This window comes from Mesorhizobium sp. Ca11, assembly GCF_020165275.1.
Classification (GTDB): Bacteria; Pseudomonadota; Alphaproteobacteria; order Rhizobiales; family Rhizobiaceae; genus Mesorhizobium.
Genome location: NZ_JAIUHU010000007.1, coordinates 69,255 through 93,411 on the forward strand (window position 1 = coordinate 69,255; position 24,157 = coordinate 93,411).

22 protein-coding genes are annotated in these 24,157 nt (G+C 64.7%); 11 read left to right on the top strand and 11 right to left on the bottom strand.

Annotation, left to right across the window (positions count from 1 at the left end; all coding sequences use genetic code 11):
- Positions 1-37 precede the first annotated feature (37 nt).
- On the top strand, positions 38-1,774 hold the full coding sequence (gene ggt / locus LB538_RS14450; RefSeq protein WP_224523490.1) for a gamma-glutamyltransferase: 1,737 nt from the start codon (positions 38-40) through the stop codon (positions 1,772-1,774).
- A 4-nt stretch (positions 1,775-1,778) separates the two neighbouring features.
- Here ggt and LB538_RS14455 read toward each other — a convergent pair whose 3' ends face one another.
- The 3 genes from LB538_RS14455 to LB538_RS14465 form a co-directional block, all read right to left on the bottom strand.
- Positions 1,779-2,126, bottom strand: coding sequence for a hypothetical protein (locus LB538_RS14455; RefSeq protein WP_224512899.1), 348 nt, complete (start codon positions 2,124-2,126; stop codon positions 1,779-1,781).
- A gap of 213 nt (positions 2,127-2,339) precedes the next feature.
- Positions 2,340-3,695 (bottom strand): sigma-54-dependent transcriptional regulator, encoded by a 1,356-nt coding sequence (locus tag LB538_RS14460; protein WP_224523492.1) that lies wholly within the window; start codon positions 3,693-3,695, stop codon positions 2,340-2,342.
- Positions 3,692-5,557, bottom strand: a complete 1,866-nt coding sequence (locus LB538_RS14465) for a sensor histidine kinase (RefSeq protein ID WP_224523493.1) — start codon at positions 5,555-5,557, stop codon at positions 3,692-3,694. The genes LB538_RS14460 and LB538_RS14465 overlap by 4 nt, the downstream gene beginning before the upstream one ends.
- Positions 5,558-5,794: 237 nt before the next feature.
- Between LB538_RS14465 and LB538_RS14470 the strand changes: the two genes are divergently transcribed.
- Positions 5,795-7,129, top strand: a complete 1,335-nt coding sequence (locus LB538_RS14470; protein ID WP_224523495.1) for a dicarboxylate/amino acid:cation symporter — start codon at positions 5,795-5,797, stop codon at positions 7,127-7,129.
- Between the two features lie 132 nt (positions 7,130-7,261).
- Positions 7,262-7,843: a histidine phosphatase family protein gene (locus LB538_RS14475; RefSeq protein WP_224523496.1), complete on the top strand. Its 582-nt coding sequence runs from the start codon at positions 7,262-7,264 to the stop codon at positions 7,841-7,843.
- A 262-nt stretch (positions 7,844-8,105) separates the two neighbouring features.
- On the opposite strand, the gene LB538_RS14480 is transcribed toward LB538_RS14475, so the two are convergent.
- The 3 genes from LB538_RS14480 to LB538_RS14490 form a co-directional block, all read right to left on the bottom strand.
- Entirely contained in the window at positions 8,106-8,849 is a 744-nt protein-coding gene (locus LB538_RS14480; RefSeq protein WP_224523497.1) for a pseudouridine synthase, read from the bottom strand.
- 97 nt (positions 8,850-8,946) lie between these two features.
- Positions 8,947-9,429, bottom strand: a complete 483-nt coding sequence (locus LB538_RS14485) for a hypothetical protein (RefSeq protein WP_224523498.1) — start codon at positions 9,427-9,429, stop codon at positions 8,947-8,949.
- A 130-nt stretch (positions 9,430-9,559) separates the two neighbouring features.
- Positions 9,560-10,000, bottom strand: a complete 441-nt coding sequence (locus tag LB538_RS14490) for a hypothetical protein (protein ID WP_095765859.1) — start codon at positions 9,998-10,000, stop codon at positions 9,560-9,562.
- A 353-nt stretch (positions 10,001-10,353) separates the two neighbouring features.
- Between LB538_RS14490 and LB538_RS14495 the strand changes: the two genes are divergently transcribed.
- On the top strand, positions 10,354-11,373 hold the full coding sequence (locus LB538_RS14495; RefSeq protein ID WP_224523500.1) for an NAD-dependent epimerase: 1,020 nt from the start codon (positions 10,354-10,356) through the stop codon (positions 11,371-11,373).
- 127 nt (positions 11,374-11,500) lie between these two features.
- On the opposite strand, the gene LB538_RS14500 is transcribed toward LB538_RS14495, so the two are convergent.
- Positions 11,501-12,811, bottom strand: coding sequence for an MFS transporter (locus LB538_RS14500; protein ID WP_140687893.1), 1,311 nt, complete (start codon positions 12,809-12,811; stop codon positions 11,501-11,503).
- 245 nt (positions 12,812-13,056) lie between these two features.
- Between LB538_RS14500 and cyoA the strand changes: the two genes are divergently transcribed.
- Genes cyoA through LB538_RS14535 form a run of 7 tightly spaced genes read left to right on the top strand, consistent with a single transcriptional unit; the run spans position 13,057 to position 19,925 of the window.
- The gene (gene cyoA, locus LB538_RS14505) at positions 13,057-14,238 is read left to right on the top strand and encodes a ubiquinol oxidase subunit II (RefSeq protein WP_224523502.1); all 1,182 of its coding nucleotides are present in this window, start codon (positions 13,057-13,059) and stop codon (positions 14,236-14,238) included.
- A 10-nt stretch (positions 14,239-14,248) separates the two neighbouring features.
- The gene (gene cyoB / locus LB538_RS14510; RefSeq protein ID WP_224523504.1) at positions 14,249-16,246 is read left to right on the top strand and encodes a cytochrome o ubiquinol oxidase subunit I; all 1,998 of its coding nucleotides are present in this window, start codon (positions 14,249-14,251) and stop codon (positions 16,244-16,246) included.
- Positions 16,247-16,255: 9 nt separating this feature from the next.
- Entirely contained in the window at positions 16,256-16,882 is a 627-nt protein-coding gene (cyoC, locus tag LB538_RS14515; protein ID WP_224523506.1) for a cytochrome o ubiquinol oxidase subunit III, read from the top strand.
- Positions 16,879-17,253 (top strand): cytochrome o ubiquinol oxidase subunit IV, encoded by a 375-nt coding sequence (gene cyoD, locus LB538_RS14520; protein WP_224523508.1) that lies wholly within the window; start codon positions 16,879-16,881, stop codon positions 17,251-17,253. Before cyoC ends, cyoD begins: the two co-directional genes overlap by 4 nt.
- Positions 17,250-18,056 (top strand): SURF1 family protein, encoded by an 807-nt coding sequence (locus LB538_RS14525; RefSeq protein WP_411909017.1) that lies wholly within the window; start codon positions 17,250-17,252, stop codon positions 18,054-18,056. The genes cyoD and LB538_RS14525 overlap by 4 nt, the downstream gene beginning before the upstream one ends.
- A complete protein-coding gene (locus LB538_RS14530; protein ID WP_411909018.1) occupies positions 18,056-19,402 on the top strand; it encodes an ATP-binding protein in 1,347 nt (448 codons plus the stop codon). The genes LB538_RS14525 and LB538_RS14530 overlap by 1 nt, the downstream gene beginning before the upstream one ends.
- Positions 19,392-19,925, top strand: a complete 534-nt coding sequence (locus LB538_RS14535) for a response regulator transcription factor (RefSeq protein ID WP_210239569.1) — start codon at positions 19,392-19,394, stop codon at positions 19,923-19,925. Before LB538_RS14530 ends, LB538_RS14535 begins: the two co-directional genes overlap by 11 nt.
- A 15-nt stretch (positions 19,926-19,940) precedes the next feature.
- Here LB538_RS14535 and doeB read toward each other — a convergent pair whose 3' ends face one another.
- The 4 genes from doeB to eutB are packed head-to-tail and all read right to left on the bottom strand — an operon-like array spanning position 19,941 to position 24,152.
- Entirely contained in the window at positions 19,941-20,945 is a 1,005-nt protein-coding gene (gene doeB, locus LB538_RS14540) for a N(2)-acetyl-L-2,4-diaminobutanoate deacetylase DoeB (RefSeq protein ID WP_224523510.1), read from the bottom strand.
- A 4-nt stretch (positions 20,946-20,949) separates the two neighbouring features.
- The gene (gene doeA, locus LB538_RS14545; RefSeq protein WP_224523512.1) at positions 20,950-22,128 is read right to left on the bottom strand and encodes an ectoine hydrolase DoeA; all 1,179 of its coding nucleotides are present in this window, start codon (positions 22,126-22,128) and stop codon (positions 20,950-20,952) included.
- A 36-nt stretch (positions 22,129-22,164) separates the two neighbouring features.
- Positions 22,165-23,157, bottom strand: coding sequence for a cyclodeaminase (locus LB538_RS14550; protein WP_224523514.1), 993 nt, complete (start codon positions 23,155-23,157; stop codon positions 22,165-22,167).
- Complete coding sequence (gene eutB, locus LB538_RS14555; protein WP_411909019.1) at positions 23,154-24,152, bottom strand: hydroxyectoine utilization dehydratase EutB; 999 nt, start codon at positions 24,150-24,152, stop codon at positions 23,154-23,156. The genes LB538_RS14550 and eutB overlap by 4 nt, the downstream gene beginning before the upstream one ends.
- Positions 24,153-24,157 lie beyond the last annotated feature (5 nt).

The following is a 24,157-nucleotide window of genomic DNA, read 5'->3' on the forward strand; positions in this document are numbered from 1 at the left end:
TCTTTCCTAGGCGTCCCCCAACGCCAGGAGCACCGCCATGCCCTTGACCCGCCGGACGCTGATCGCCGTCAGCCTTTCGCTCACCTTTGCCTTCACGCCGACCACCGTCTTCGCCGCTTCGCCAACTCCCGCCAAAGGCGAGCACGGCATGGTGGTGACTGCCCAGCATCTTGCAACCGAAGTTGGTGTCGACGTGCTGAAGAAGGGCGGCAACGCGGTCGATGCCGCGGTTGCCGTCGGCTATGCGCTCGCCGTAGTCTATCCCAATGCCGGCAATATCGGCGGCGGCGGCTTTATGACCGTGCGCATGAAGGACGGCCGCACGACCTTTCTCGATTTCCGCGAGCGCGCGCCGCTCGCGGCGACCAAAACCATGTATCTCGACAAGGACGGCAAGCCGATCAAAGGCGCCAGCCTCGACGGCTATCTCGCGGTCGGGGTGCCCGGCTCGGTCGCCGGCTTCGAGATGGCGCGCGAGAAATACGGCACGCTGCCGCGACAGGAATTAATGGCGCCGGCGATTGCATACGCCAAGGACGGCTTCGTGCTCAACCAGGGCGACGCGGCTTCGTTCGCCGGCGGCGCCGACCGGCTGGCGAAGGACCCGGCTGCCGCCGCCATCTTCCTCAAAAAGGACGGCAAGCCTTACGGTGTCGGCGAGAAGCTCGTTCAGCCGGACCTTGCCGCCTCCCTTTCGGCGATCTCGGAAAAAGGCCCGGACGCCTTCTACAAAGGCGCCATCGCCGATGAAATCGTCGAGGCGAGCGGCGCGAAAGGCGGCATCCTCGCCAAGCCCGATTTCGAGCAATATGCCGTGCGTGAGCTGAAGCCGGTGACCTGTTCCTATCGCGGCTACGAGATCATCTCCTCGCCGCCGCCGAGCTCGGGCGGCGTCATCATCTGCGAGATTCTCAACGTGCTGGAGGGCTACCCGCTCTCTTATCTCGGCGCCGGCTCGGCCGAGACGGTTCACGTCATGGTGGAAGCCATGCGCCACGCCTATGTCGACCGCAACTCGGCGCTCGGCGACCCTGATTTCATCGACAATCCGGTCTCGAAGCTGGTCGACAAGGCCTATGCGAAAGACATCCGCGACAAGATCGACCCGTTCCGCGCCGGCGTCTCGAAGGAGCTGATGCCGAAGGGCTTCGGCGAGTCGAAGGAAACCACGCATTACTCGATCATCGACAAGGACGGCAACGCGGTGGCCGTCACCTACACGCTGAACGGCTCCTTCGGCGCCGGCGTCGTCGCCGACGGCACCGGCATCCTGCTCAACAACGAGATGGACGATTTCACCCAGAAGCCGGGCGTGCCGAACCTCTACGGCCTAGTGCAGGGCGAAGCGAACGCCATTCAGCCGAAGAAGACGCCCTTATCCTCCATGAGCCCGACGATCGTCACGAAGGACGGCAAGCCGTTCATGGTCATCGGCAGCCCGGGCGGCTCGCGCATCATCACCATCACGCTGGAGGCGATCATCAACGTCATCGACCACGGCATGGACATCCAGCAGGCGATCGACGCTCCGCGTATCCACCATCAATGGCTGCCGGACACGGTCTATGTCGAGCCATTCGGGCTGTCGCCGGACACAGAGAAGCTGCTTGCCGGCATGGGCTACCACCTCGATCTCAGCGACCAAACCTGGGGGCAGGCGGCTGGCATCCTGGTCGGTGGCAAGAGCCTGGCACAGATCGAGAAAGGCGGCGGCGCGCGCTACAACGGCGCCATCGACAGCCGCGCTGCCGCCGGTGAGGCGCTGGGATATTAATTGATCAGATGACCAGCGTGATGGTCGAAGCGATCAGCATCACGGCGGCGATGGCGACGAACAGCGCATAGATGCGCGGCCGGTCGAGTAGCAGCGCATTGCCGGAAATCCAGGCCGCCGTGGCGCCGCCGAGCGCGAAGAGGAAGCCGTTGCGATGGCCGAAGGACATGGAGGCAGCCATCAGGCCGCCGATGATCAGCGCGCCGAAGACGATGATGACGGCGACCGCGTATTTCTCGAAATCATTGCCGCCACCCATCGCCGGCCCCATCGCATTGAGATTGGGCAGGTCGTCAGGGTCGAAGGGACTGGTCGAGCCATATTCGTCTTGGCCGAGGGATTCGCGCATCATTCGTTCTCCGCTGGGCGGCAACAAACCATCAACGCCTGCCGAGCGCAACCCGGCAAAACCGCCACGGCGATGCATTCGCTGCCCGGCTGATGCCGACGTGCCACGGTTTCCCGGTCGGTTTCAACGGCGCAGCGGCGTTGCGGTTCCCACAGCATGATGCCGAAAGGTGCGAAGGGGTTTTCCGACGATATCAGCTCCATCTCTGGCCCTGATCTACCTGGAAAAATCACTGCGCACGATGCCGTGCCGCTGCAGCTTGTCATAGAAGGTCTTGCGCGGGATGCCGAGCGCCTCGATGGTGCGCCGGACGTCGCCGTCATTGCGGCCAAGTGTCTCGCGGATGATCTCGGCCTCGTAGCGATCAAGCCGTTCCGGCAAGGGCACGGAGGTGTCGCGTTCCGTTGCCGCGGGGGAAGGCGATCCGGCAACGTCCTCGAGCCCGAGCACGAAACGTTCGGCGAAATGAGCGAGCTCGCGCACATTGCCCGGCCAGTCATGGTCGCTGAGATGGCGCCGGACCGAGGCGGAGATTGCCGGCACGGCGCGCCTGAAGCGGGCCGCCGCCCGCTCGGCGAAGTATCCGAACAACAACGGCACGTCGTCCCTTCGCTCGCGCAGCGGCGGGATCGACAGCGTGACCACATTGAGCCGGTAATAGAGATCCTCGCGGAAAGCGCCGCGCTGGCTGGCATCGCCGAGATCGACCTTGGCTGCCGCGACCACCCTCAGGTCGACCGGCCGCACCTCATTGGTACCGAGCGGCGTCACCTCGCGCATTTCCAAGACGCGCAGCATCTGCACCTGTGTCGAGGCCGGCATGCTTTCGATCTCGTCGAGAAACAGCGTGCCGCCGCTTGAATGCTCGATGCGGCCGACGCGCTTCTTCTGCGCACCGGTGAAGGCGCCGGCCTCATGGCCGAACAATTCGCTCTCGATCACCGTCTCCGGTAGCGTGCCGCAGTTGAGCGCGACGAAATTTCCCTTGGCGCGGCGGCTCCAGCGGTGCAGCAGGCTCGCCACCACTTCCTTGCCGGAGCCGGTCTCGCCGGTCACCAGAACATCGACATCGGTGTCGGCGATCTGCCGCAGCGTCCGGCGCAGCCGCTCCATGGCTGGCGTCTGGCCGATCAGCGGCAATCCCTCCTGCGCCTGCTCGGCCGCCTCGCGCAGGGCGCGGTTCTCCATCACCAGCCGGCGTTTTTCCGCCGCGCGCGCAACGCTCTGCGCCAGCCGGTCGGCGGCAAAAGGCTTGGTGATGAAGTCGTAGGCGCCGTCCTTGATCGCCTTGACGGCCATGGCGATGTCGCCGTGACCGGTGACCAGGATGACAGGGATATCGGGGTCGAGCCGCAGCACGCGGTCGAAAAGCTGCAGCCCGTCGATCTCCGGCATGCGGATATCCGACACCACCACGCCGGCGAAATTCCTGTCGAGCGCTGCCAGCGCTCTCTTCGCCACCGAGTAGGCCGACACCGCAAAGCCGGCAAGCTCCAGCGTCTGTCTTGTCGCCTTGAGCAGATCGCTGTCGTCGTCGATCAGGATCACCGGTGCTGGGTCGTGCCTAGTCATGCCGCGCCGGCTTTCGACAAATGGATGGTGAAGCGTGTGCCTTGGCCGCTGCTCGAAACCTCGATGCGTCCGCCATAGTCGGCGACGATGTCCTTGGAGATAACGAGGCCGAGCCCGAGGCCCCTTTCCTTCGAGGTGTTGAAGGGCGTGAACAGGGATTTCAGGATCGCGGGCGGGATGCCCGGCCCGTTGTCGGACACGACCAGCGCCACGTCTTCGGCGGTTTCGGTGGCGGAGACTTCGACCCGCGCGCCATCACGGCCATCGAGCGCCTCCAGCGCGTTCTGGAACAGGTTGATCAGCACCTGCTCCAGCCGCAACCGGTTGCCCATCACCTTCAGCGCCGGCGGCGGCAGCGTGATCGCCAGCGCGTCCAGCCGGCCGGCGAAGCGGCTCCTGAGCAGCACCACGGCGCCTTCGATCACGCTGCGCAGCTCAACCGGTTCGGCGGCGGTGCGGCCCTTGCGGGCAAAGGCTTTCAGCTCTTCTGTGATCGAGCCGATGCGCTCGGTCAGCGCGGCGATGGCGCCAAGGTTCTCTTCAGCCGAGGCGCTCTGCTTGCGCTCCAGGAAGACGCGCGCATTGTCGGCATAGGCGCGGATCGTCGCCACCGGCTGGTTGATTTCATGCGCGACGCCGGCAGCGACCTGGCCAAGCGTGGCAAGCCGGTTGGCCTGCACCAGCTCCTGCTGCATGACCTGCAGCTTCGCCTCCGTGCTGCGATGGTCGGCGATCTCGGCCTGCAGCCGGTCGCGCGCCAGGCTGAGGTCCTGCGTGCGCTCGACGACGCGGCGCTCGAGCTCGGCCCGCGCGGCCTGTTCGGCGGCAATCCGCATCTGGCCGGCTTGCCGCCGCCACAACAGATAGGCGGCAAAGGCAATGAGCGGGACGAGGACGCCAAGCGTCAGCAGCCGCATCTCGCGCTGGGCCGCCGCGATCGGCGCTTCGGCCGGAACGAGATAGTCGAGCCGCCACGGCGTCGACGGCACCGCGGTAGACAGCCGCAGATACTCGGCGTCGCTGCGCCCGGGCGTGATGGCATGGACCAGCGCGACATCGGAGCTGAGCGGTTGTGGCTTCGTGACCGGCAACGGCACCAGCGGCGCATCGCCGAATTGCTGGCTGGCGCGGATGGCGGCGCTGACCGAAACCGCCAGCGGCGCCGTCGTCATGAAGCGCCAGGAGGGCACGCTGGTGATCAGCACCACGCCATGCTCGTCGCTCACATAGGCCGGGCGGTTGGCCTCGTGCCAGTCGGCCTCGAGCTGGTCGAATTCCATCTTGACCACGACAACGCCGAGCGGCCCCGAAGCGCCGTCGACACGGCGCGAGATGTAGAGACCCGGACGCTTGCTGACATTGCCGAGCGCGAAATATTCGGCCGTGCCGGTTTCCATTGCGCCCGAGAAATAGGCGCGAAAGCCGTAGTCGTTGCCGACGAAGCTCACCGGCTCGCGCCAATTGCTGGAAGCGATCGCCAAGCCGTCCGTGCCGGTGACATAGAGCACCGAGGCCTTGGTGCCGGACACCAGCCCTTCGAGCTTGCGGTTGAGCATATCGATCGCGGCAGGGCTGCGTTGCGTCAGCGCGTCATGCACCTGCTGGTCCTCCGACAGAAGCAGCGGCAGCGCGCGCGGATTTTCTAATACAGCGCGCAACAGCGCGACCTTGAGGTTGGCGTCGGTGCGCCCTTGCGTGGCTAAAGCCCCGATCTCGGTCGAACGGCCGTAGAGGCCGGCGCCGTAAAGCGCCGCGAGCACGATCAGCAGCGCCACCGCCGCGAACAGCAGCCAGGCGCGACGCGCCCGCCCGGCAAGCAGTTCGGGCGTGGCAGCAAGAACAGCGGCAGAGCGTTGCAGCATGCCGCATCTGTGCATGATTTCGCACAAAGCGCAAATCGATCTATGCGGATAACCGCACTAGCCTTCTCCAAAGGCGCTGTCACAGAATCGAAAAATCAAACAAAATCAACAAAGAGAGACACCCGGCACCATCTGGCACGCGCGTTGCAGATGCTTCCGCAGCAGCCGCGAGGCTGTGGAGGTCAACAGCCCCCTGGGAGGTCGAGCGTTTCGATCGGGGGCCGAACGGAGGATATCATGCAGACAGCAATCGCTGCCGCCGAACCGCGCGGCAAGGTTCCCCTTTACCGGCATCTCTATGTCCAGGTCCTGGTGGCGATCGCCGCCGGCATCCTGGTAGGCCATTTCTATCCCGACCTGGGCGCCTCGCTGAAGCCGCTCGGCGACGCCTTCATCAAGCTGGTCAAGATGGTCATTGCACCGGTGATCTTCCTCACCGTGGCGACCGGCATCGCCGGCGTTTCCGACCTGCACAAGGTCGGCCGCGTCGCCGGCAAGGCGATGATCTATTTCCTCGTCTTCTCGACACTGGCGCTCATCGTCGGCCTCGTCGTGTCGAACGTCATCCAGCCCGGCGCCGGCATGCACATCAACCCCGCGACCCTCGACCCATCGAAGGTGGCGACCTTCACCGAGAAGGCGCATGACACGACGATCGTCGGCTTCCTGATGAACATCATCCCGGACACCATCACCGGCGCCTTCGCCCAGGGCGACATCCTGCAGGTGCTGTTCTTCTCGGTGCTGTTCGGCATCGCGCTGGCGATGGTGGGCGAACGTGGCCGCCCGGTCGTCGATTTCCTGCAGGCACTGACCGCGCCGGTCTTCCGCCTCGTCGCCATATTGATGAAGGCCGCCCCGATAGGCGCTTTCGGCGCCATGGCCTTCACCGTCGGCAAATACGGCATCGGCGCAATCGCCAACCTCGCCTTCCTGATTGGCACTTTCTATCTGACGTCGTTGCTCTTCGTGCTCGTCGTGCTCGGCGCTGTGGCATGGTATAACGGCTTCTCCATCCTGGCGCTGATCCGCTACATCAAGGAGGAATTGCTCCTGGTGCTCGGCACCTCGTCCTCCGAGGCGGCGCTGCCCGGCCTGATGGCCAAGATGGAGCGCGCCGGCTGCAACCGCTCGGTGGTCGGCCTGGTCATCCCGACCGGCTATTCCTTCAACCTTGACGGCACCAACATCTACATGACGCTGGCAGCGCTGTTCATCGCCCAGGCGACCGACACGCCGCTCACCTTCGGCGACCAGATACTGCTTCTGCTGGTCGCCATGCTGAGCTCTAAGGGAGCCGCCGGCATCACCGGCGCCGGCTTCATCACCTTGGCCGCCACGCTCTCGGTCGTGCCCTCGGTGCCGGTCGCCGGCATGGCGCTGATCCTCGGCGTCGACCGCTTCATGTCGGAATGCCGCGCGCTCACCAACTTTGTCGGCAACGCGGTCGCGACCATCGTCGTGGCCCGCTGGGAAGGCGAGCTCGACCAGAAGCAATTCGCCGCCGCCATGGCCGGCCAGTTGCCGGAAGAGGCAGACCTTGCGCTCTCGGGCGGCCTGCAGCCTGCCTAGCCAACCAGCATCCTCCCGATGCCGAGCAGGCCGTGGCAAGCGCTGCGGCCTGTTCTTTTTGTCGGCTGCCGCATAGGGTGGCGCGGCGCGGCACTCCTGCCGATGCATTCCCGTTGCATTCAGGGGCGGTCGATGAGCAGTGCGTTTCCCGAGATCTATGTCGTTCGCCATGGCGAGACGGAGTGGAGCGCATCGGGCAGGCACACCGGGCGCACCGATATCCCGCTGACGGCGAAAGGCGAAGAGGCTGCGCGCGGCATCGCCTATCGGCTCGAGGGGCTAACGTTCCAGGCGGTCTGGTCAAGCCCCTCGCAGCGCGCTTTCGACACCTGCCGGCTCGCCGGCTTTGGCGAGCGCGCGGTCAAGAAATCCGACCTGCAGGAATGGGACTACGGCGCTTATGAAGGCGTGACGACCAAGGAGATCCTGTCCAAGCGACCCGGCTGGCAATTGTTTCGCGACGGCTGTCCGGGCGGCGAGACGGCGGCCGATGTCGGTGCCCGCTCGGACGCCATCATCGCCGGGCTGCGCGCGGTTGCCGGCAATGCGCTCATCTTCTCCAGCTCGCATTTCCTGCGTGTGCTCGCGGCGCGCTGGGTCGGCCTGCCGCCGGAAGGCGGCGAGCATTTTGTCCTCGACACCGCCAGCCTAAGCGTTCTCGGCTACGAGCACGATCTGACCGAGCCGGTCATCCGGCGGTGGAACCAGAAGTAGCCGCAGCTCGATAGCAGCTCAGGCGTCTCTGGAGATTAGGCGAAACCCTTCAGCCTCGTCATTCTAGGGCGGAGCAAGGAGCGAAGCGACGCGGCGCAGACCCTAGAATCCATTCCGTTACCAATGAGCGTTGCCGCGGTGCAGAGCGACCCCTGTCTTGCACCGCCTTTACCCTTTGCGCCAGGTCACGGAATGGATCCTCGGGTCTGCGCGTCCGCTTCGCTCCCGCTCCGCCCGTGGATGACGAAGCTGAGGCGTTTCGCTAGACTCTGACCATCGCCAGCTCCTCGGCCGTCAAATGCCGAGCCTTGCCCTTGGCCAGTTCGCCAAGCTGCAGCCGCCCGATCGCCACCCTGACCAGCCTCAGCACCTCGATGTCGAAAGCGGCGAGCAGCCTGCGGATCTGCCGGTTGCGTCCTTCGTCGAGCACGATCTCCAGCCAGGCTGTCCGCCCGCCGCTGCGCAACAGCGCGATCGAGCTTGCCGTGAGCAACTCGCCATCGACGACGGCGCCCTGACGAAAGCGCTCCAGCATCGCCTCGTCGGCCGCGGCCGCGATCTGCACGTGATAGGTCTTGGCGACATGCGAGGCGGGGTCGAGCAGTCCGTTCGCCCAGCGCGTGTCGTTGCTCAGCAAAAGCAGCCCTTCGCTCGCCTTGTCAAGGCGGCCGACCGGCGACACGAAGGGCAGGTCGAGCCCTTCCAGACAGTCATAGACCGTGCCGCGGCCTTCGGGGTCGTCGCGGGTGGTGACCAGCCCGCGCGGTTTGTTGAGCATCAGATAGACCTTGCGCTCGGCAACGACGCGCTTGCCGTCGACCCTGATGCTGTCGCGGTCGGGATCGATGCGCAGCAAGGCATCGCGCACCGTCTTGCCGTTTACTTGCACGCGACCCTCGGCGACCAGATTCTCGGCCTGCGTGCGCGAGCAGAAGCCAAGCTTGGAGAGCGATCGGGCGAGGCTGACCTTTGGGGTTGCGGATCGTCTGTCGGGTTGGCGTGCCACTATCTCTGTCTTCGAACATCTCAAAGCGCCGCAACCGATGCCACGCCTGGCGAGATGGGCGCAAGCGGCTCCGTCACTTACTTCGGGCCGTCCAACGTCACTCCCGCGGGGCGCTCAATCGCCGGTAGGAGACGCCGTCGAATGTTGCCGTCACGAAATTGTTGACCGACATCTTGCGCTTGCGCCCGTCGCTGCAGGCATAGAGCGGCCAGCCGGCCTCGCTGCATTCGATGGCCATGCAGATGCGGGCCACGCAGTTGCCTGTGGTCAGCCGGAAACCGCCCTTGCCGGCAAAGCCCTGCAGCAGGCTGCCATCCGAGGAACGCCATGTCCGCTGCTGGAATTCAGGCCGCAGCAGCCGAAGCTCGAGCGGCGCGGCTAAACCGGCTTGGGCGGCGGAGGCCGAATATTGAAGCCGGTAACGCGCCATGCCGGTCGTGTATGCGGTGATAAGATCGGGTTGGCCCGAATAGGCTGCTGCGAGGTCGGTGCGGTCGAAAAGATGGGACGCGCGCGGCTCCGCCCCTGACGGTCTCGTCAGGGCAGCGATGGCGACAAGGGCCAGGCAGACGCGCAGCATCTCGATTTCCAGCAGCCATCCCCGATCCGGCGTGCCGGGTTGCCCGGTGCCTGCGCATACAATCTTTCCAATCGGATTTTCGCGCAAGCGCCCGTTTTCGGGGCGCCGTAACGGATCGCCCTCGCTTTCGTCAGCTATTGGCGGCCGACGGCAGCTCGAACAAGGTGGCGCCGTTCTCGCGTCCTCGGTCGACATAACCGATCACGCGGAACCATTTCGCGACGTCGGGCCTGTTCAGCCAGCTGCGCGAATGGACGGGAAGGTTGCCGGCCAGCGCCTGGACATGGCGGATATGGCGCTTGCAGAAGCGGACCGTCGTGGCGTTGAAGAAGTCCTCCCGCGCGGCAAAGAGCGTGTCGGCGGCGTCCGCGTGCTCATGCCAGGCGATGATCGCCACCGTCCTGTCGTCCTGCACGAGCGCATGCGCCCGGCCTTCCTTCAGGTTCATCATCAAATTGTCATAGGCGCTTTTGCTGTCCTTGCCGGCTGCCACATATTCGTCCGACATTCGCTTGGACAGGCCGCGGAAAACATCTTCCAAGTCTCCGACCGTCGCCGCGCGTGCTCTCATTTCTCCTCCTGACAGCCCGCCAGCAGTTTGCCCCAAGGAACAGGGATCACCAAGAAAACCAAATCCCCGATCCACGGCGTACGCGCAATCCTATTCCGCACGGAAGTGCCCGACCGCTGATCACGCTCGCATATCAGCGTTGGCTTGAGATCGCTTTTCCGCTGTCGGAACCCGGCGGTGGCTGCGTGCGCTCTGGCAACGCGGACATCCGGCTGGCGGCCGATCTTGCCGCTAGCCTCACGCCGGCGACGACGGCGAGAGAAAGCGTATCGTTGAATTCATTGCAGCCCTGCCATAAAAGGCGCAAGTTCTCGATGGCCTGCAAGGTCTGGCTGCAGCGTTAGGGGTATGCATTGACGTCGAGCAGGCCGATCCTGATCACCGGCGCAGCCGGCTTCATAGGTTTTCACCTTTGCCAGAGGCTGCTTGCCGAAGGCCGGCAGGTTGTCGGCCTCGATTCCATGAACGAATATTACGACGTCACCTTGAAGCAGGCGCGGCTCGAGCGGCTGAAGGCGTTCCCAAACTTTCATTTCGAGCATGTCGATCTCGCCGACCGCGATGGCATCTCGGGGGTCTTTGCGTCGGTCGCGCCGCAGATCGTCGTCAACCTCGCCGCGCAGGCGGGCGTCCGCTACTCGCTGGTCAATCCGCATGTCTATGCGCAAAGCAATCTAAACGGCTTCCTCAACATCCTGGAAGGGTGTCGGCAGGCCTCGGTCGGCCATCTCGTCTATGCATCGTCAAGCTCGATTTATGGCGGCAGCACGCGCATGCCGTTCTCGGTGCATGATTCCGCCGACCATCCCCTCAGCCTCTATGCCGCCAGCAAGAAGGCAAACGAGCTGATGGCCCACACCTACAGCCATCTGTTCGGGCTGCCGACGACGGGCCTGCGCTTCTTCACCGTCTACGGTCCGTGGGGTCGGCCCGACATGGCCTTGTTCATCTTCACCAAGGCTATCCTCGCCGGCCAGCCGATCGATGTCTTCAACCATGGCAACATGCAGCGGGATTTCACCTACATCGACGATATCGTCGAGGGAGTGGCCCGCGTCATGCAGCATCCAGCGACGCCCAATCCCGATTGGACAAGCGCTGCGCCGGACCCCGCGACGAGCACCGCGCCGTTCAGGATCCATAACATCGGCGACAGCTCGCCTGTCGAGCTCAGCCGGCTGATCGACGTTCTGGAAGACGCTCTCGGGCGCAAGGCAATCCGCAACCTGATGCCGCTGCAGCCGGGCGATGTGCCTGCGACTTATGCCGACGTCGCCTCACTCGAGGCGGTGATCGGCTTCAAGCCCAGCATCCCGATCGAGATCGGCGTCCCGCGCTTCGTGCAATGGTATCGGGATTTCTACCAGGTCTGATTGCAGGTCAGAGCAATTCCAGGAAAAGTGTGAGCGGTTGAGTTCGGCGCCTTCGCCGTAACCTTCCGTCTGGAACTGCGTCAAAAACAAAGGGTTAGAGCGGCGACTATCCGAGCTCGCCGCTCGTTCAGTCGGCCCGGCGTGCCTGCCTGTCGATCCAAAGCGCGATCAGCGTGCAGGCGGCGCCCGAAAGCAGATAGGCGCCGGCGGCGATGAGGCCGAAATTGCCGGCCAGCAGCAGCGCCGCGAGCGGCGCGAAGCCGGCGCCGAACATCCAGGCCAGGTCCGACGTCACCGCCGAGCCGGTATAGCGGTGCTGGCGTGAGAAGCTCGATGCGACGACGCCCGAGGATTGCCCGAAGCTCAAGCCCAGCAGGATGAAGCCGAGCACCATGAACACCGTCTCGCCGACGGTGCCGCCGTTGAGAAGTTGTGGGGCAAAGCCGCTGAAGGCTGCGATGGCGACGGCGCCGCCACCGAGCAGGGCGCGGCGTCCGACACGGTCGGCCAGCGGACCCGATGCAACGATCGCCGCGATCCCGAACAGCGCGCTCACCGCTTCGATGACCAGGAAACGTTCCGGACCCTCATTGGTGAACAGGAACACCCAGGACAGCGGGAACACCGTTACCATATGGAACAGGGCGAAGCTCGCCAGCGGCGCGAAGGCGCCGACGACGACGTTACGGCCTTCCGTGCGAACCATCTCCCTGATGCGCGTCGGTTGCAGGTCGCCGCTCTCGTAGAGTTTCGAGAATTCGGGCGTGACCACGATGCGCAGCCTGGCGAACAGCGCCACGACGTTAATGGCGAAGGCGACGAAGAAGGGATAGCGCCAGCCCCAGGCGAAGAAGTCGTCGGCCGAGAGGTTGGCGACGAAGAAGGCAAATAGCGAGCTTGCCACGATGAGCCCGATCGGCGCGCCGAGCTGCGGGATCATCGCATAGATGCCGCGCCGGTTCTGCGGCGCATTCAGCGCCAGGAGGGAGGGCAATCCGTCCCATGTCCCGCCGAGCGCCAGGCCCTGCAGGAAGCGGGTGAGCGCCAGCAGCCAGGCGGCGACCGCGCCGACGTCCTCATAGGAGGGCAGGAACGCCATGGCGACCGTCGAGGTGCCGAGCAGGAACAGCGCGATCGTCAGCTTGGCGCCGCGGCCATAGGCGCGGTCGATCGCCATGAACAGCACGGTGCCGAACGGGCGCGCGATGAAGGCCAGCGCGAAGATGGCGAAGGAGTAGAGCGTTCCGACCAGCGGGTCGTGGGTTGGGAACACAAGCTTGGGGAACACGATCACGGAAGCGATCGCATAGACGAAGAAATCGAAGAATTCCGACGTCCTTCCGATGATCACGCCGACCGCGATATCGCCAGCGCTGACCTGGCCGTGATGCGAGCCGATCAGCCTGCTGTCCGTTTCGGAAGTCGAAGTTTCAGCCATCGTTTCCGTCGTCACCAAACTCAACTTCGGAACGCGATTGTCGTCGTCCCGACGCTATGTTGTCGTCATCCAGATGCGACGTTGTCGTCATCCAATTATGCGTGCACACTTTCGCGAAAGCCATACCGGCTGGGCATTGGACAAATTGTCCAATGTCGTCGCTGTGCCCGCGGCAGTAGCCGTTGGTCCATATCGCATCGCAACCTGCAGAGATCCTGCTGCAGGGCCATCGAGGGCAGCGTTTGATGAGACGATCCGGAGCCTTGCTTCTTTTTCCGCTCGCCGTGCTGCTGAGCGGCTGCGACCTGGTCGTGCTGGCGCCCGCGGGCGACGTGGCAGCGCAGCAGCGCGACCTGCTCGTCGTCTCGACCCTGCTGATGCTCATCATCATCCTGCCGGTCATGGCGCTGACCGTGTTGTTCGCCTGGCGCTACCGGCAATCCAGCACCACGGCGATCTACACGCCGGACTGGGACCATTCGACCAAGCTGGAGCTGGTGATCTGGGCTGCACCCCTGCTCGTCATCATCTGCCTCGGCGCGCTCACCTGGCTCGGCTCCCATCTGCTCGATCCCTACCGGCGCATCGACCGGATCGAACCAGGACAGCCGGTCACCCAGAACCACAAGCCGCTCAGGGTCGACGTCGTCGCGCTGGATTGGAAATGGCTCTTCATCTATCCGGATTACGGCATTGCCTCCGTCAACGAGCTGGCGGCGCCGGTCAACCAGCCGATCGATTTCCGCATCACCTCCTCGACGGTGATGAACTCCTTCTACATTCCGGCCCTTGCCGGACAGATCTACGCCATGCCCGCCATGGTGACGAAGCTGCACGCGGTCATCAACCGTCCGGGCACCTATTCCGGCTTCTCGGCCAACTACAGCGGCGCCGGCTTCTCCGGCATGCGCTTTGCGTTCCACGGGCTCTCCGATCAGGCGTTCGGTGAGTGGGTGACGCAGACCAAAGGCGCGCAGGCTACGCTCAGCCGCGAGACCTATCTCGAGCTCGAGCGTCCGAGCGAGAACGAGCCGGTCCGCCACTATGCCTCCGTCGATCCCGACCTCTATGGCGAGATCCTCAATCTGTGCGTCGAGCGCGGCAAGATGTGCATGAACGAGATGATGTCGATCGACGCCAAGGGCGGCCTTGGGCTGGCCGGCGTGCGCAACACCTTGCCGCTGCAATATGACAAGCTTGCCCGGCGCGGCGCGGTGTTCGGCAACGATCCGTCCTATGTCGCCAGCATCTGCACGGCGGAGGAAGCAGCCGCCGCCTCGCGCTCGGCCCGCGATGCCGGCGCGAAATACTGGCCAATGCGCGATCTTTCCCCGCTGCGCGGGGCAGGGCTGCTCAGTCCAGGGGCCGGCAGCCGCCGCGCCGATGCCGGGACCCCGTCGCTCGGCCTGCTGCGCTTCGAATTGTGAGGGATGGCGGATGCCTGAGTCGCTGACCAAATTCATCTTCGGCCGCCTCACTCTGGAGTCGCTGCCGCTGCACGAGCCGATCGTCGTCGTCACCTTCATCGTCGTGGCGTTGGGCGGCCTCGCGGTGCTCGGCGCGGTCACCTATTTCAAGCTTTGGGGTTATCTGTGGCGCGAGTGGTTCACCAGCGTCGACCACAAGAAGATCGGCATCATGTACATGGCGCTCGGCCTCGTCATGCTGCTGCGCGGCTTCTCCGACGCCATCATGATGCGCCTGCAGCAGGCCATCGCCTTCAACGGTTCCGAGGGTTACCTCAACGCTCATCACTACGACCAGATCTTCACCGCCCATGGCGTGATCATGATCTTCTTCGTGGCGATGCCTTTCGTCACCGGGCTGATGAACTTCGTCGTGCCGCTGCAGATCGGCGCGCGCGACGTCTCGTTCCCTTTCCTCAACAATTTCAGCTTCTGGATGACGGTCGGCGGCGCGATCCTGGTCATGGCCTCGCTGTTCGTCGGCGAGTTCGCCCGCACCGGCTGGCTGGCCTATCCGCCGCTCTCCGGCATCAATTACAGTCCCGACGTCGGCGTCGATTACTACATCTGGGCGCTGCAGGTCGCCGGCGTCGGCACGACATTGTCCGGCATCAACCTGATCTGCACCATCATCAAGATGCGCGCCCCAGGCATGACCATGATGCGCATGCCCGTCTTCACCTGGACCTCGCTCTGCACCAACGTGCTGATCGTGGCGTCCTTCCCGGTGCTGACGGCGGTGCTGACGCTGCTTGCGCTCGACCGCTATATCGGCACCAACTTCTTCACCAACGATTTCGGCGGCAATCCGATGATGTATGTAAACCTCATCTGGATATGGGGCCACCCGGAGGTCTACATCCTCATCCTGCCGCTGTTCGGCGTCTTCTCCGAGGTCACCTCGACCTTCTCCGGCAAGCGCCTGTTCGGCTACACCTCGATGGTCTACGCCACGATAGTCATCACCATCCTGTCCTATCTCGTCTGGCTGCACCACTTCTTCACCATGGGCTCCGGCGCCAGTGTCAATTCCTTCTTCGGCATCACCACGATGATCATCTCGATCCCGACCGGGGCGAAGATATTCAACTGGCTGTTCACCATGTATCGCGGCCGCATCCGCTTCGAATTGCCGATGATGTGGACGGTGGCCTTCATGCTCACCTTCGTCGTTGGCGGGATGACCGGCGTGCTGCTTGCCGTGCCGCCCGCCGACTTCGTGCTGCACAACAGCCTGTTCCTGATCGCGCATTTCCATAACGTCATCATCGGCGGCGTGCTCTTCGGCCTGTTCGCCGGCATCGCCTATTGGTGGCCCAAGGCCTTCGGCTTTAAGCTCGATCCGTTCTGGGGCAAGGTCTCGTTCTGGTGCTGGGTGCTCGGCTTCTGGTTCGCCTTCATGCCGCTCTACATCCTCGGCCTGATGGGCGTGACGCGCCGCATGCGCGTCTTCGACGATCCCTCGCTGCAGATCTGGTTCGTTATCGCCGCTTTCGGCGCGGTGCTGATCGCCTGCGGCATCGCCGCCTTCCTGGTCCAGATCTTCGTCTCCATCCGCAAGCGCGAAGCGCTGGCCGATCACACCGGCGACCCCTGGGACGGCCGCACCCTCGAATGGTCGACCTCCTCGCCGCCGCCGGCCTACAACTTCGCCTTCACGCCAGTTATTCGCGACAACGACGCCTGGTTCGACATGAAGAAGGCCGGCTACCGGCGCCCGCTGTCCGGGTTCAAACCGATCCACATGCCGAGCAACACCGGCACCGGCGTCGTCCTGGCGGTGTTCAGCGTCGCGCTCGGCTTCGGCCTGATCTGGTACATCTGGTGGCTGGCGGCGCTGAGCTTCGTCTGCCTCATCGCAACCGCGATCGGCCACACCTTCAACTACCACCGCGACTTCGACATCCCGGCTGCCGAGGTCACGCAAACCGAAGAGGCGAGGACGACGCTCCTTGCCGCCCAGGGCTAGGAATTGAGCATGGCATCGAGCGCGATCACGGCCGTCGCGGAACCGGTCTTCCACCTGGAAGAAGAGCACGCGCACGCCGAAGGCGGCAGCACCATGCTCGGCTTTTGGCTCTACTTGATGAGCGACTGCCTGATCTTCGCCATGCTGTTCGCGGCCTATGGCGTGCTCGGCGGCAATTACGCGGCGGGTCCGGCGCCGAAGGATCTGTTCGATCTCGGTCTGGTGGCGGTCAACACCACCATGCTGCTCTTGTCCTCGATCACCTATGGCTTTGCCATGCTGACCATGGACAAGGGCCGTGTCGGCGCGACGCAGGCCTGGCTCGTGGTGACCATGCTGTTCGGCCTGGCGTTCCTCTCCATCGAGCTATCCGAATTCGCGCACATGATCCATGAAGGCGCGACGCCGCAGCGCAGCGCCTTCCTGTCGTCCTTCTTCACCCTGGTCGGCACGCATGGCCTGCACGTGACCTTCGGCATCGTCTGGATGGTGACGCTGATGGTGCAGGTCGCGAGACACGGCCTCATCGAGGCCAACCGCCGCCGGCTGATGTGCCTCTCCATGTTCTGGCACTTCCTCGACGTTGTCTGGATCGGCGTCTTCACCTTCGTCTACTTGATGGGGATGCTCAGATGAGCGCTCATGATCATGCCGATCGCGACCATACCCATGGCGGCGCCGCGCACGGCTCGCTGAGGGGCTACCTGATCGGCTTCGTCCTGTCAGTGATCCTCACCGCCATCCCGTTCTGGATGGTCATGACCGGCGCCATGGACGACAAGCAGGCCGCGGCCATCATCATCATGGCCTTCGCGGTGGTACAAATCGTGGTGCACATGGTCTTCTTCCTGCATATGAACCCCGCCTCGGAAGGCGGATGGTCGATGCTGGCGCTCATCTTCACGGTGGTTCTCGTCGTCATCGTGCTGAGCGGCTCGCTCTGGGTGATGTACCACCTCAACGCCAACATGATGCCCGGGCTCCACGAGATGCGGGAGATGCCATGAGCCCCATTTCGGGCGTGGGCGTGTGGCGCGCGGGGAGGACCAGAGCCGAGGCAAAGGACATGACCGGCTCTCATGCGGCCTCGAAGGGTTCTACGTCGCGATTCCTGGCTGTGGTGCTTGGGATTCTCGGCGTTCTGATGTTTCTCGGGCTCGGCGTCTGGCAGTTGGAAAGACGGGTCTGGAAGCTCGACCTGATCGCCCGCGTCGACCAGCGCATCCATGCTCCCGTCGTCGATGCGCCCGGCCCGCAGGACTGGAGCGGGTTGAGCGCACCGGACTACGAATATCGCCACGTGCGGTTGACCGGGCGCTTGCGGGGCGGCGCCAACACGCTGGTGCAGGCGGTGACCGAGCTTGGCGGCGGCTATTGGGTGCTGACGCCGATGCGCGACGACCGCGGTTTCACGGTCCTCGTCAACCGCGGCTTCATCCCGCAGGAGCGCAAGGTGGAGTTCGAGCGGGAGAATGCCGCGCTCGCCTCGCCGGCGACGGTTGAGGGGCTGCTGCGCATCAGCGAGCCCGGCGGCGGTTTCCTGCGCAGAAACGATCCGGCTGCCCATCGCTGGTATTCGCGCGACGTCGCGGCAATCGCCAAGGCGCGCGGCCTGGCGGATGTTGCGCCCTATTTCATCGATGCCGAGGCATCCGGCGCTGCTGGCTGGCCGCGCGGCGGGCTCACCGTCGTCACCTTCCGCAACAGCCATCTCGTCTATGCTTTGACCTGGTTTGCCCTTGCAGGGATGCTGGCGACAGCGCTTGCCGGGCAGGTCCTCACCGGCCGCCGGAACTGGGATGCAGCGTGATGAATATCGCGTGGCCCCATCACGACAAGCCGTTCCTGATGCTTCCTCCAACGCGGCAGGGAGGCGCCGCCTCGAACGCCGACGTCACGAACAGGAAGAACCTGCTCCTGCTCATCCAGCTGCGCTGGCTGGCAGTGGCGGGGCAGGTGCTGACCATCCTGGTCACGCAATACTGGTTCGCCATCCCGCTGCCGCTCACCGAGATGGCGGGCGTGGTGCTTTTCCTGGTCGGCCTCAACATCTTCAGCCTGCTCGCCCTGCGCGGCAACCGCCGGATCTCCAACGCGCAGCTCTTCGTCGCGCTGATTTTCGACATGGCGGCGCTGACGACGCAGCTCTACCTGAGCGGCGGCGCCTCGAATCCGTTCGTGTCGCTCTATCTCCTGCAGATCACGCTCGGCGCCGCGCTGCTGGCGCCATGGTCGACCTGGCTCCTGGTGGTGGCGGCTTCGGCCTGCTTCGTCTTCCTCATCTTCGTTTTCCAGCCGATCGCGCTCCCGCATCATGGCGGCAGCGATCTCCTGGCGCTGCATCTGCGCGGCATGTTCATCTGCTTCGTGCTCGCGGCCGGGCTGATCGTGATCTTCATGACGCGCATCAACCGCAACCTGCGCGAACGCGATGCCTATCTCGCCGACCTGCGCCAGCGTTCGGCCGAGGAAGATCACATCGTGCGCATGGGCCTGCTGGCCTCGGGTGCCGCGCATGAACTGGGCACACCGCTCTCGACCATATCAGTCATCCTGTCCGACTGGCGCCAGATGCGCGGCGTCAAGCGCAACCGCGAGCTTTCCGAGGACGTGGCCGAGATGCAAGCGCAGATCGAGCGCTGCAAAGGCATCGTCACGGGCATTCTCATGTCCTCCGGCCAGGCGCGGGGCGAGGGCACCATCCGCACTACGATCCGCCGGTTCCTCGACGATCTCGTCGAGGAATGGCGCGTCAGCCGCCAGCCTATCAAGCTGGACTACGGCAATGGTTTCGAGCCGGACGAGCCGATCGTGTCCGACACGGCGCTGAAACAAGTGATCTTCAATGTGCTCGACAATGCGCAGGAAGCATCGCACGATTGGGTCGGCATCACTGCCGAGCGGCAGGATGAGAAGCTGGTGCTCTCCGTCGAGGATCGCGGCCCGGGTTTCGACAAGGATATTCTGGCAACGCTCGGCCAGCCCTATATGTCGAGCAAGGGGCGTCCGGGCGGCGGCCTAGGCCTCTTCCTGGTGTTCAACGTGGTGCGCAAGCTTGGAGGCGACGTTTCGGCGCGCAACATGGCCGAGGGCGCCCGTGTTACCCTTTCGCTGCCGCTGGCGGCGCTGACCTATGGAGACGATCGTGAAATCTGATCGATCCTTGTTCGTCATCGAGGACGACGCGACCTTTGCGCGCACGCTCAAACGCTCGTTTGAAAAGCGCGACTACGACGTCGTGGTCTGCCACGACCGCGAGGCGCTGCTGGTCGCGCTGGAAACGGCCGTTCCGGCCTACGCCGTCGTCGATCTCAAGCTCGGATCGGGATCGGGCCTCGAATGCGTCAAGCTTCTCAGCGCCCGCAATCCGTCGATGCGCATCGTCGTGCTGACGGGATTTGCCAGCATCGCCACGGCGGTCGAGGCGATCAAGCTCGGCGCGGGGCACTATCTGGCCAAGCCCGCCAACACCGATGACATCGAAGCCGCCTTCGGCCGCGCCGAGGGTGACGTTTCGGTGCCGCTCACCAGCCGCCCCACCTCGATCAAGAACCTCGAATGGGAGCGGATCCACGAAACGCTGGTCGAGACCGGCTTCAACATCTCCGAAACCGCGCGCCGGCTGGGCCTGCACCGGCGCACGCTCGCCCGCAAGCTCGAGAAGCGCGTGGTGCAGTAGGGCGCCGCACCAAGATTATTCGCGAACGGCCACGGCCACCACCGAGACGCAGTCGCCAGCCTTGACCAGGCCCGGGAAATGACGCGCGGCGAGCAGTCCCGACATCCTGGCCCTGATTTCCTGCGGCGCCTGCCCGGTGCGCCCGACCGGATGGATGCGCGCGACCACGTGGCCGTCCTCAACTGGTTCGCCGAGATCGACCATCGTCTCGATCATGCCGTCATCCTCGGCGAAGGCGAAGCAATCGCCGGAAGGCATGTCCAGCCACTGGGTTTTGCCCTTCTCGACCGCGCCATCGACTATGCCGGCGTGGCGCAGCACGTTGAGGATGCCGCGCCGGGCGATCCGCACCGTCTCGGCGCGCGAGGTTCCGCCGCCGCCGAGCTCGGTAGTGACAAAGACCTTGCCCATCTCCTCGGCGGCCGTGTCATACATGCCGACCGCGTCGATCTCGGTCATGCGCATCGAGAACGGCGCCGAGAAAGCCTCGACGGCGGCGAAGGCCTTCTTCTCCTGCGCCTTATCCGGCAGCGTGTGTGCCGCGCAGAACGGCACGAAGTCCAGCGTCTTGCCGCCGGAATGGAAGTCGAAGACGATGTCCGCGCGCGGCAGCAGCTCGCGCTGGAAATAGTCGGCGATCTTCTCCGTCACTGTGCCGTCCGGGCGCCCAGGGAAAGAGCGGTTCATGTTGCCCTTGTCGATCGGCGAGGTGCGCGTGCCGGCCCGGAAGGCCGGATAGTTCATCGCCGGCACGATGATAACCGTGCCGGCGACATTTTTTGGATCGAGGGTGCGGGCGAGTTCGTAGAGCGCAAGCGGCCCCTCATACTCGTCGCCGTGATTGCCGCCGGTGAGCAGCGCCGTCGAGCCCTTGCCGTTGCGCAGGACGCAGACCGGGATCATCACCGAGCCCCAGGCGGAATCGTCGCGGCTGTAGGGCAGGCGCAGGAAGCCATGCTGGACGCCGTCGCGCTCGAAATCGACGGTCGGCGTGATCGGCGAGGGACGCAAAGCGGACATCGGCTCAGTCCTTCACGAACAGCTTGCGCGGCACGTTGGCCAGGCACTCGACGCCGGTGTCGGTGATCAGGATCGACTCGGTGATCTCCAACCCCATCGTCTCCAGCCACAGTCCGGTCATGAAATGGAAGGTCATGCCGGGCTTGAGCTCGGTGCGGTCGCCGGGGCGCAGGCTCATGGTGCGCTCACCCCAGTCCGGCGGATAGGAGATGCCGATCGGGTAGCCGGTGCGGTTGTCCTTGACGATGCCGTATTTCTTCAACACGGCGAAGAAGGCGTTGGCGATATCTTCGCAGGTGTTGCCGGGCTTGGCGGCCGCGAGGCCGGCTTCCATGCCTTCCAGCGTCGCCTTCTCGGCGTCCAGGAAGGCCTGGGTCGGCTTGCCGAGGAATACTGTGCGCGACAGCGGACAATGGTAGCGATTGTAGCAGCCGGCGATCTCGAAGAACGTGCCTTCGTTCACCTTCATCGGCTTGTCGTCCCAGGTGAGATGCGGCGCCGAGGCGTCCGCTCCCGACGGCAAGAGCGGCACGATCGCCGGATAGTCGCCGCCGATGCCGGCGACGCCGCGCGTTCCGGCATCGTAGATCTCGGCGACCAGGTCGCATTTGCGCATGCCGACCTCTATTTTGTCGACGATCCGCTGGTGCATCGCCTCGACGATACGGGCAGCGTTGCGCATATACTCGATCTCGGTCGGGCTTTTCACGGCACGCTGCCAGTTCACCAGCGCCGTGGCGTCGGCGAAGCGGGCATTGGGCAGGTGCTTCTGCAGCGCCGCGAAGGCGGCGGCCGAAAACCAGTAATTATCCATCTCGACGCCGATGCTGAGCTTGTCCCAGCCGCGCTCGGCCAGCACGCTGGCGAGGTAATCCATCGGATGCCGCTCGGTCGACTGCACATAATGGTCGGCGTAGCCAATGATGTTGTCATGCGCGAGATACGCGGTGCGCTTGGCGCCGTTGGCGTCCTGGCCGCGGCCGTACCAGACCGGCTCGCCGGAAGGCGGCACGATGACGGCCTGATGCACATAAAACGACCACCCGTCATAGCCCGTCAGCCAGGCCATGTTGGAGGGATCGCTGACGATCAGCAGATCGACGCCTTTAGCCTCCATGGCTTTTCGTGTCTTGGCGAGGCGCTCCGCATATTCGCCGCGCGAGAATTTCAAATTTGGCTGCATTTTGTTGTCCTCGTTTGTTGGGCCTGGCGGCCAGCATCAACTTTCGAAATTGAGCCCGGCATTGGCGGCGCGCGCACGGTCGCGAGCCAAAGTGGCGATTGCGGTGTCCTGCACGCCGGTACCGGTGAGGTCGGCGATGGTGATGTCGCTGGCCGAGCGCCGTCCGGGCTTGCTGCCGGCGATGACCTGGCCGAGCTCCGTGACCTCGGCGTCGGCGGCGAAGACCGCCGCCTCGATGGCGTGGTGGAGCTCGCCGAGGCGCCGTGTCTGCTTGGCGCTGTCGGCGACATAGAGATCGGCCATGCGCAGGATCGCCGGCGCGATCTCGTTCTTGTGCTCGGCGTCTGAGCCCATGGCGGTGATGTGCTGGCCGGCGGTGACGAAGCCGGCCTTGACCAGCGGTTCGGTCGAAGGCGTGGTGGTGACGATGATGTCGGCGCCCGCTGCCGCGTTCGCCGCATCCGGCTCGGCGCGCACGAGGATACCGAGCTTCTCGCGCAAGCGCGCGGCGGTGGCTTCAGCCCTGGCGGCGTCGCGCGCCCAGATGCGCGCTTCCTCGATCGGCCTGACGAGACGCAGCGCTTCCAACTGCAGGCCGGCCTGCAGGCCGGCGCCGAAGATCGCGGCCACGCTGGAGTCTTGGCGCGACAAATGCTTGGCCGCGACCGCGCCGGCGGCGGCTGTGCGGATGTCGGTGAGATAGCCATTGTCGAGCAGCAGCGCCTCGACCACGCCGGTCTTGGCCGAAAGCAGCACCATCATGCCGCCGCCGCTCGGCAGGCCGAGCGTCGGGTTGTCGAAGAAACCGGAGCTTATCTTGACGGCGAAGCCGTCTATGCCGGGCACATAGGCGGACTTCACGTCGACCTCGCCGCGATGCTCGGGAATGTCGAGCCGCAGGATCGGTGGCATCGCCACCGGCAGCGTGGCCAAGGCGCGAAAAGCGTCCTCGACGCAGGCAACGGCGTCCAGATCGAGCGTCACGATCTTGCGCAGATCACTCTCGGTGAGAATGGTTATGCGGCTCATGCTGCGCGCTCCGCGATTGTCTCGCCGCAGACGATGCGGCGGTGCAGGTCCATGTCGATGTTCTTGCCGGAGAGGATGAGAACAGTGGGGCCGCTCACTTTGACCTTGCCGGCAAGCAGCGCGCCGATGCCGACGGCCCCGGCGCCTTCGACAATCTCGCGCTCCTCTTCATACGCATGGCGGATGCCGGCCGCGATCTCGTCCTCGGCAAGCAGGACGACGTCGTCGAGCAGTCCACGACACATGGCAAAGGTCAGCTGGTTGTCGAGCCCGATGCCGCCGCCAAGCGAATCCGCCAGCGTCGGCAGTTCCTCGACCTGCACCGGCCGGCCGGCGTCGAGGCTGGCCTTCATCGCAGCACCGCGCGCCATCGAGATGCCGATGACTTTGGTGCGCGGGCTCACGCCTTTGACCGCCGCCGCCACACCGGCCGCCAGCCCGCCGCCGGAGAGCGGCACCAGCACGCTTGCCGCGTCCGGAACCTGCTCCATGATTTCGAGCCCGAGCGTGCCTTGCCCGGCGACGATATCGGGATGGTCGAAGGGCGGCAGCATGACCAGCCCTTCTTCCGCCACCAGCCTGTCGACTTCCTGCTGGGCGTCGTCCTGGCTGTTGCCGACGATGCGGATATCCGCGCCGAGACGACGGATGGCGTCGAGCTTGTTTTCCGGCACCAGCCTCGACATGCAGATCACCGCGCGGATGCCTTCGAGCTTCGCCGCATGCGCCAGCGCGCGGCCGTGATTGCCGGTCGAGGCGGCGACGACGCCGCGCGATTTTTCGTCCGCGCTCAATGCTGCGATCGCATTGGAAGCGCCGCGCAGCTTGAACGCGCCGGTGGTCTGGTGATGCTCCAGCTTGAGACAAACAGGATGGCCCGCGCGATCCGAAAGGCTTTGCGACAGCACAATGGGGGTCCGCTCGACCTTGCCGGCAATGCGTTCGCGCGCCGCGCGAATATGCTGAAGCTCAACAGTCATTTCGATCACGGGCATTTCGT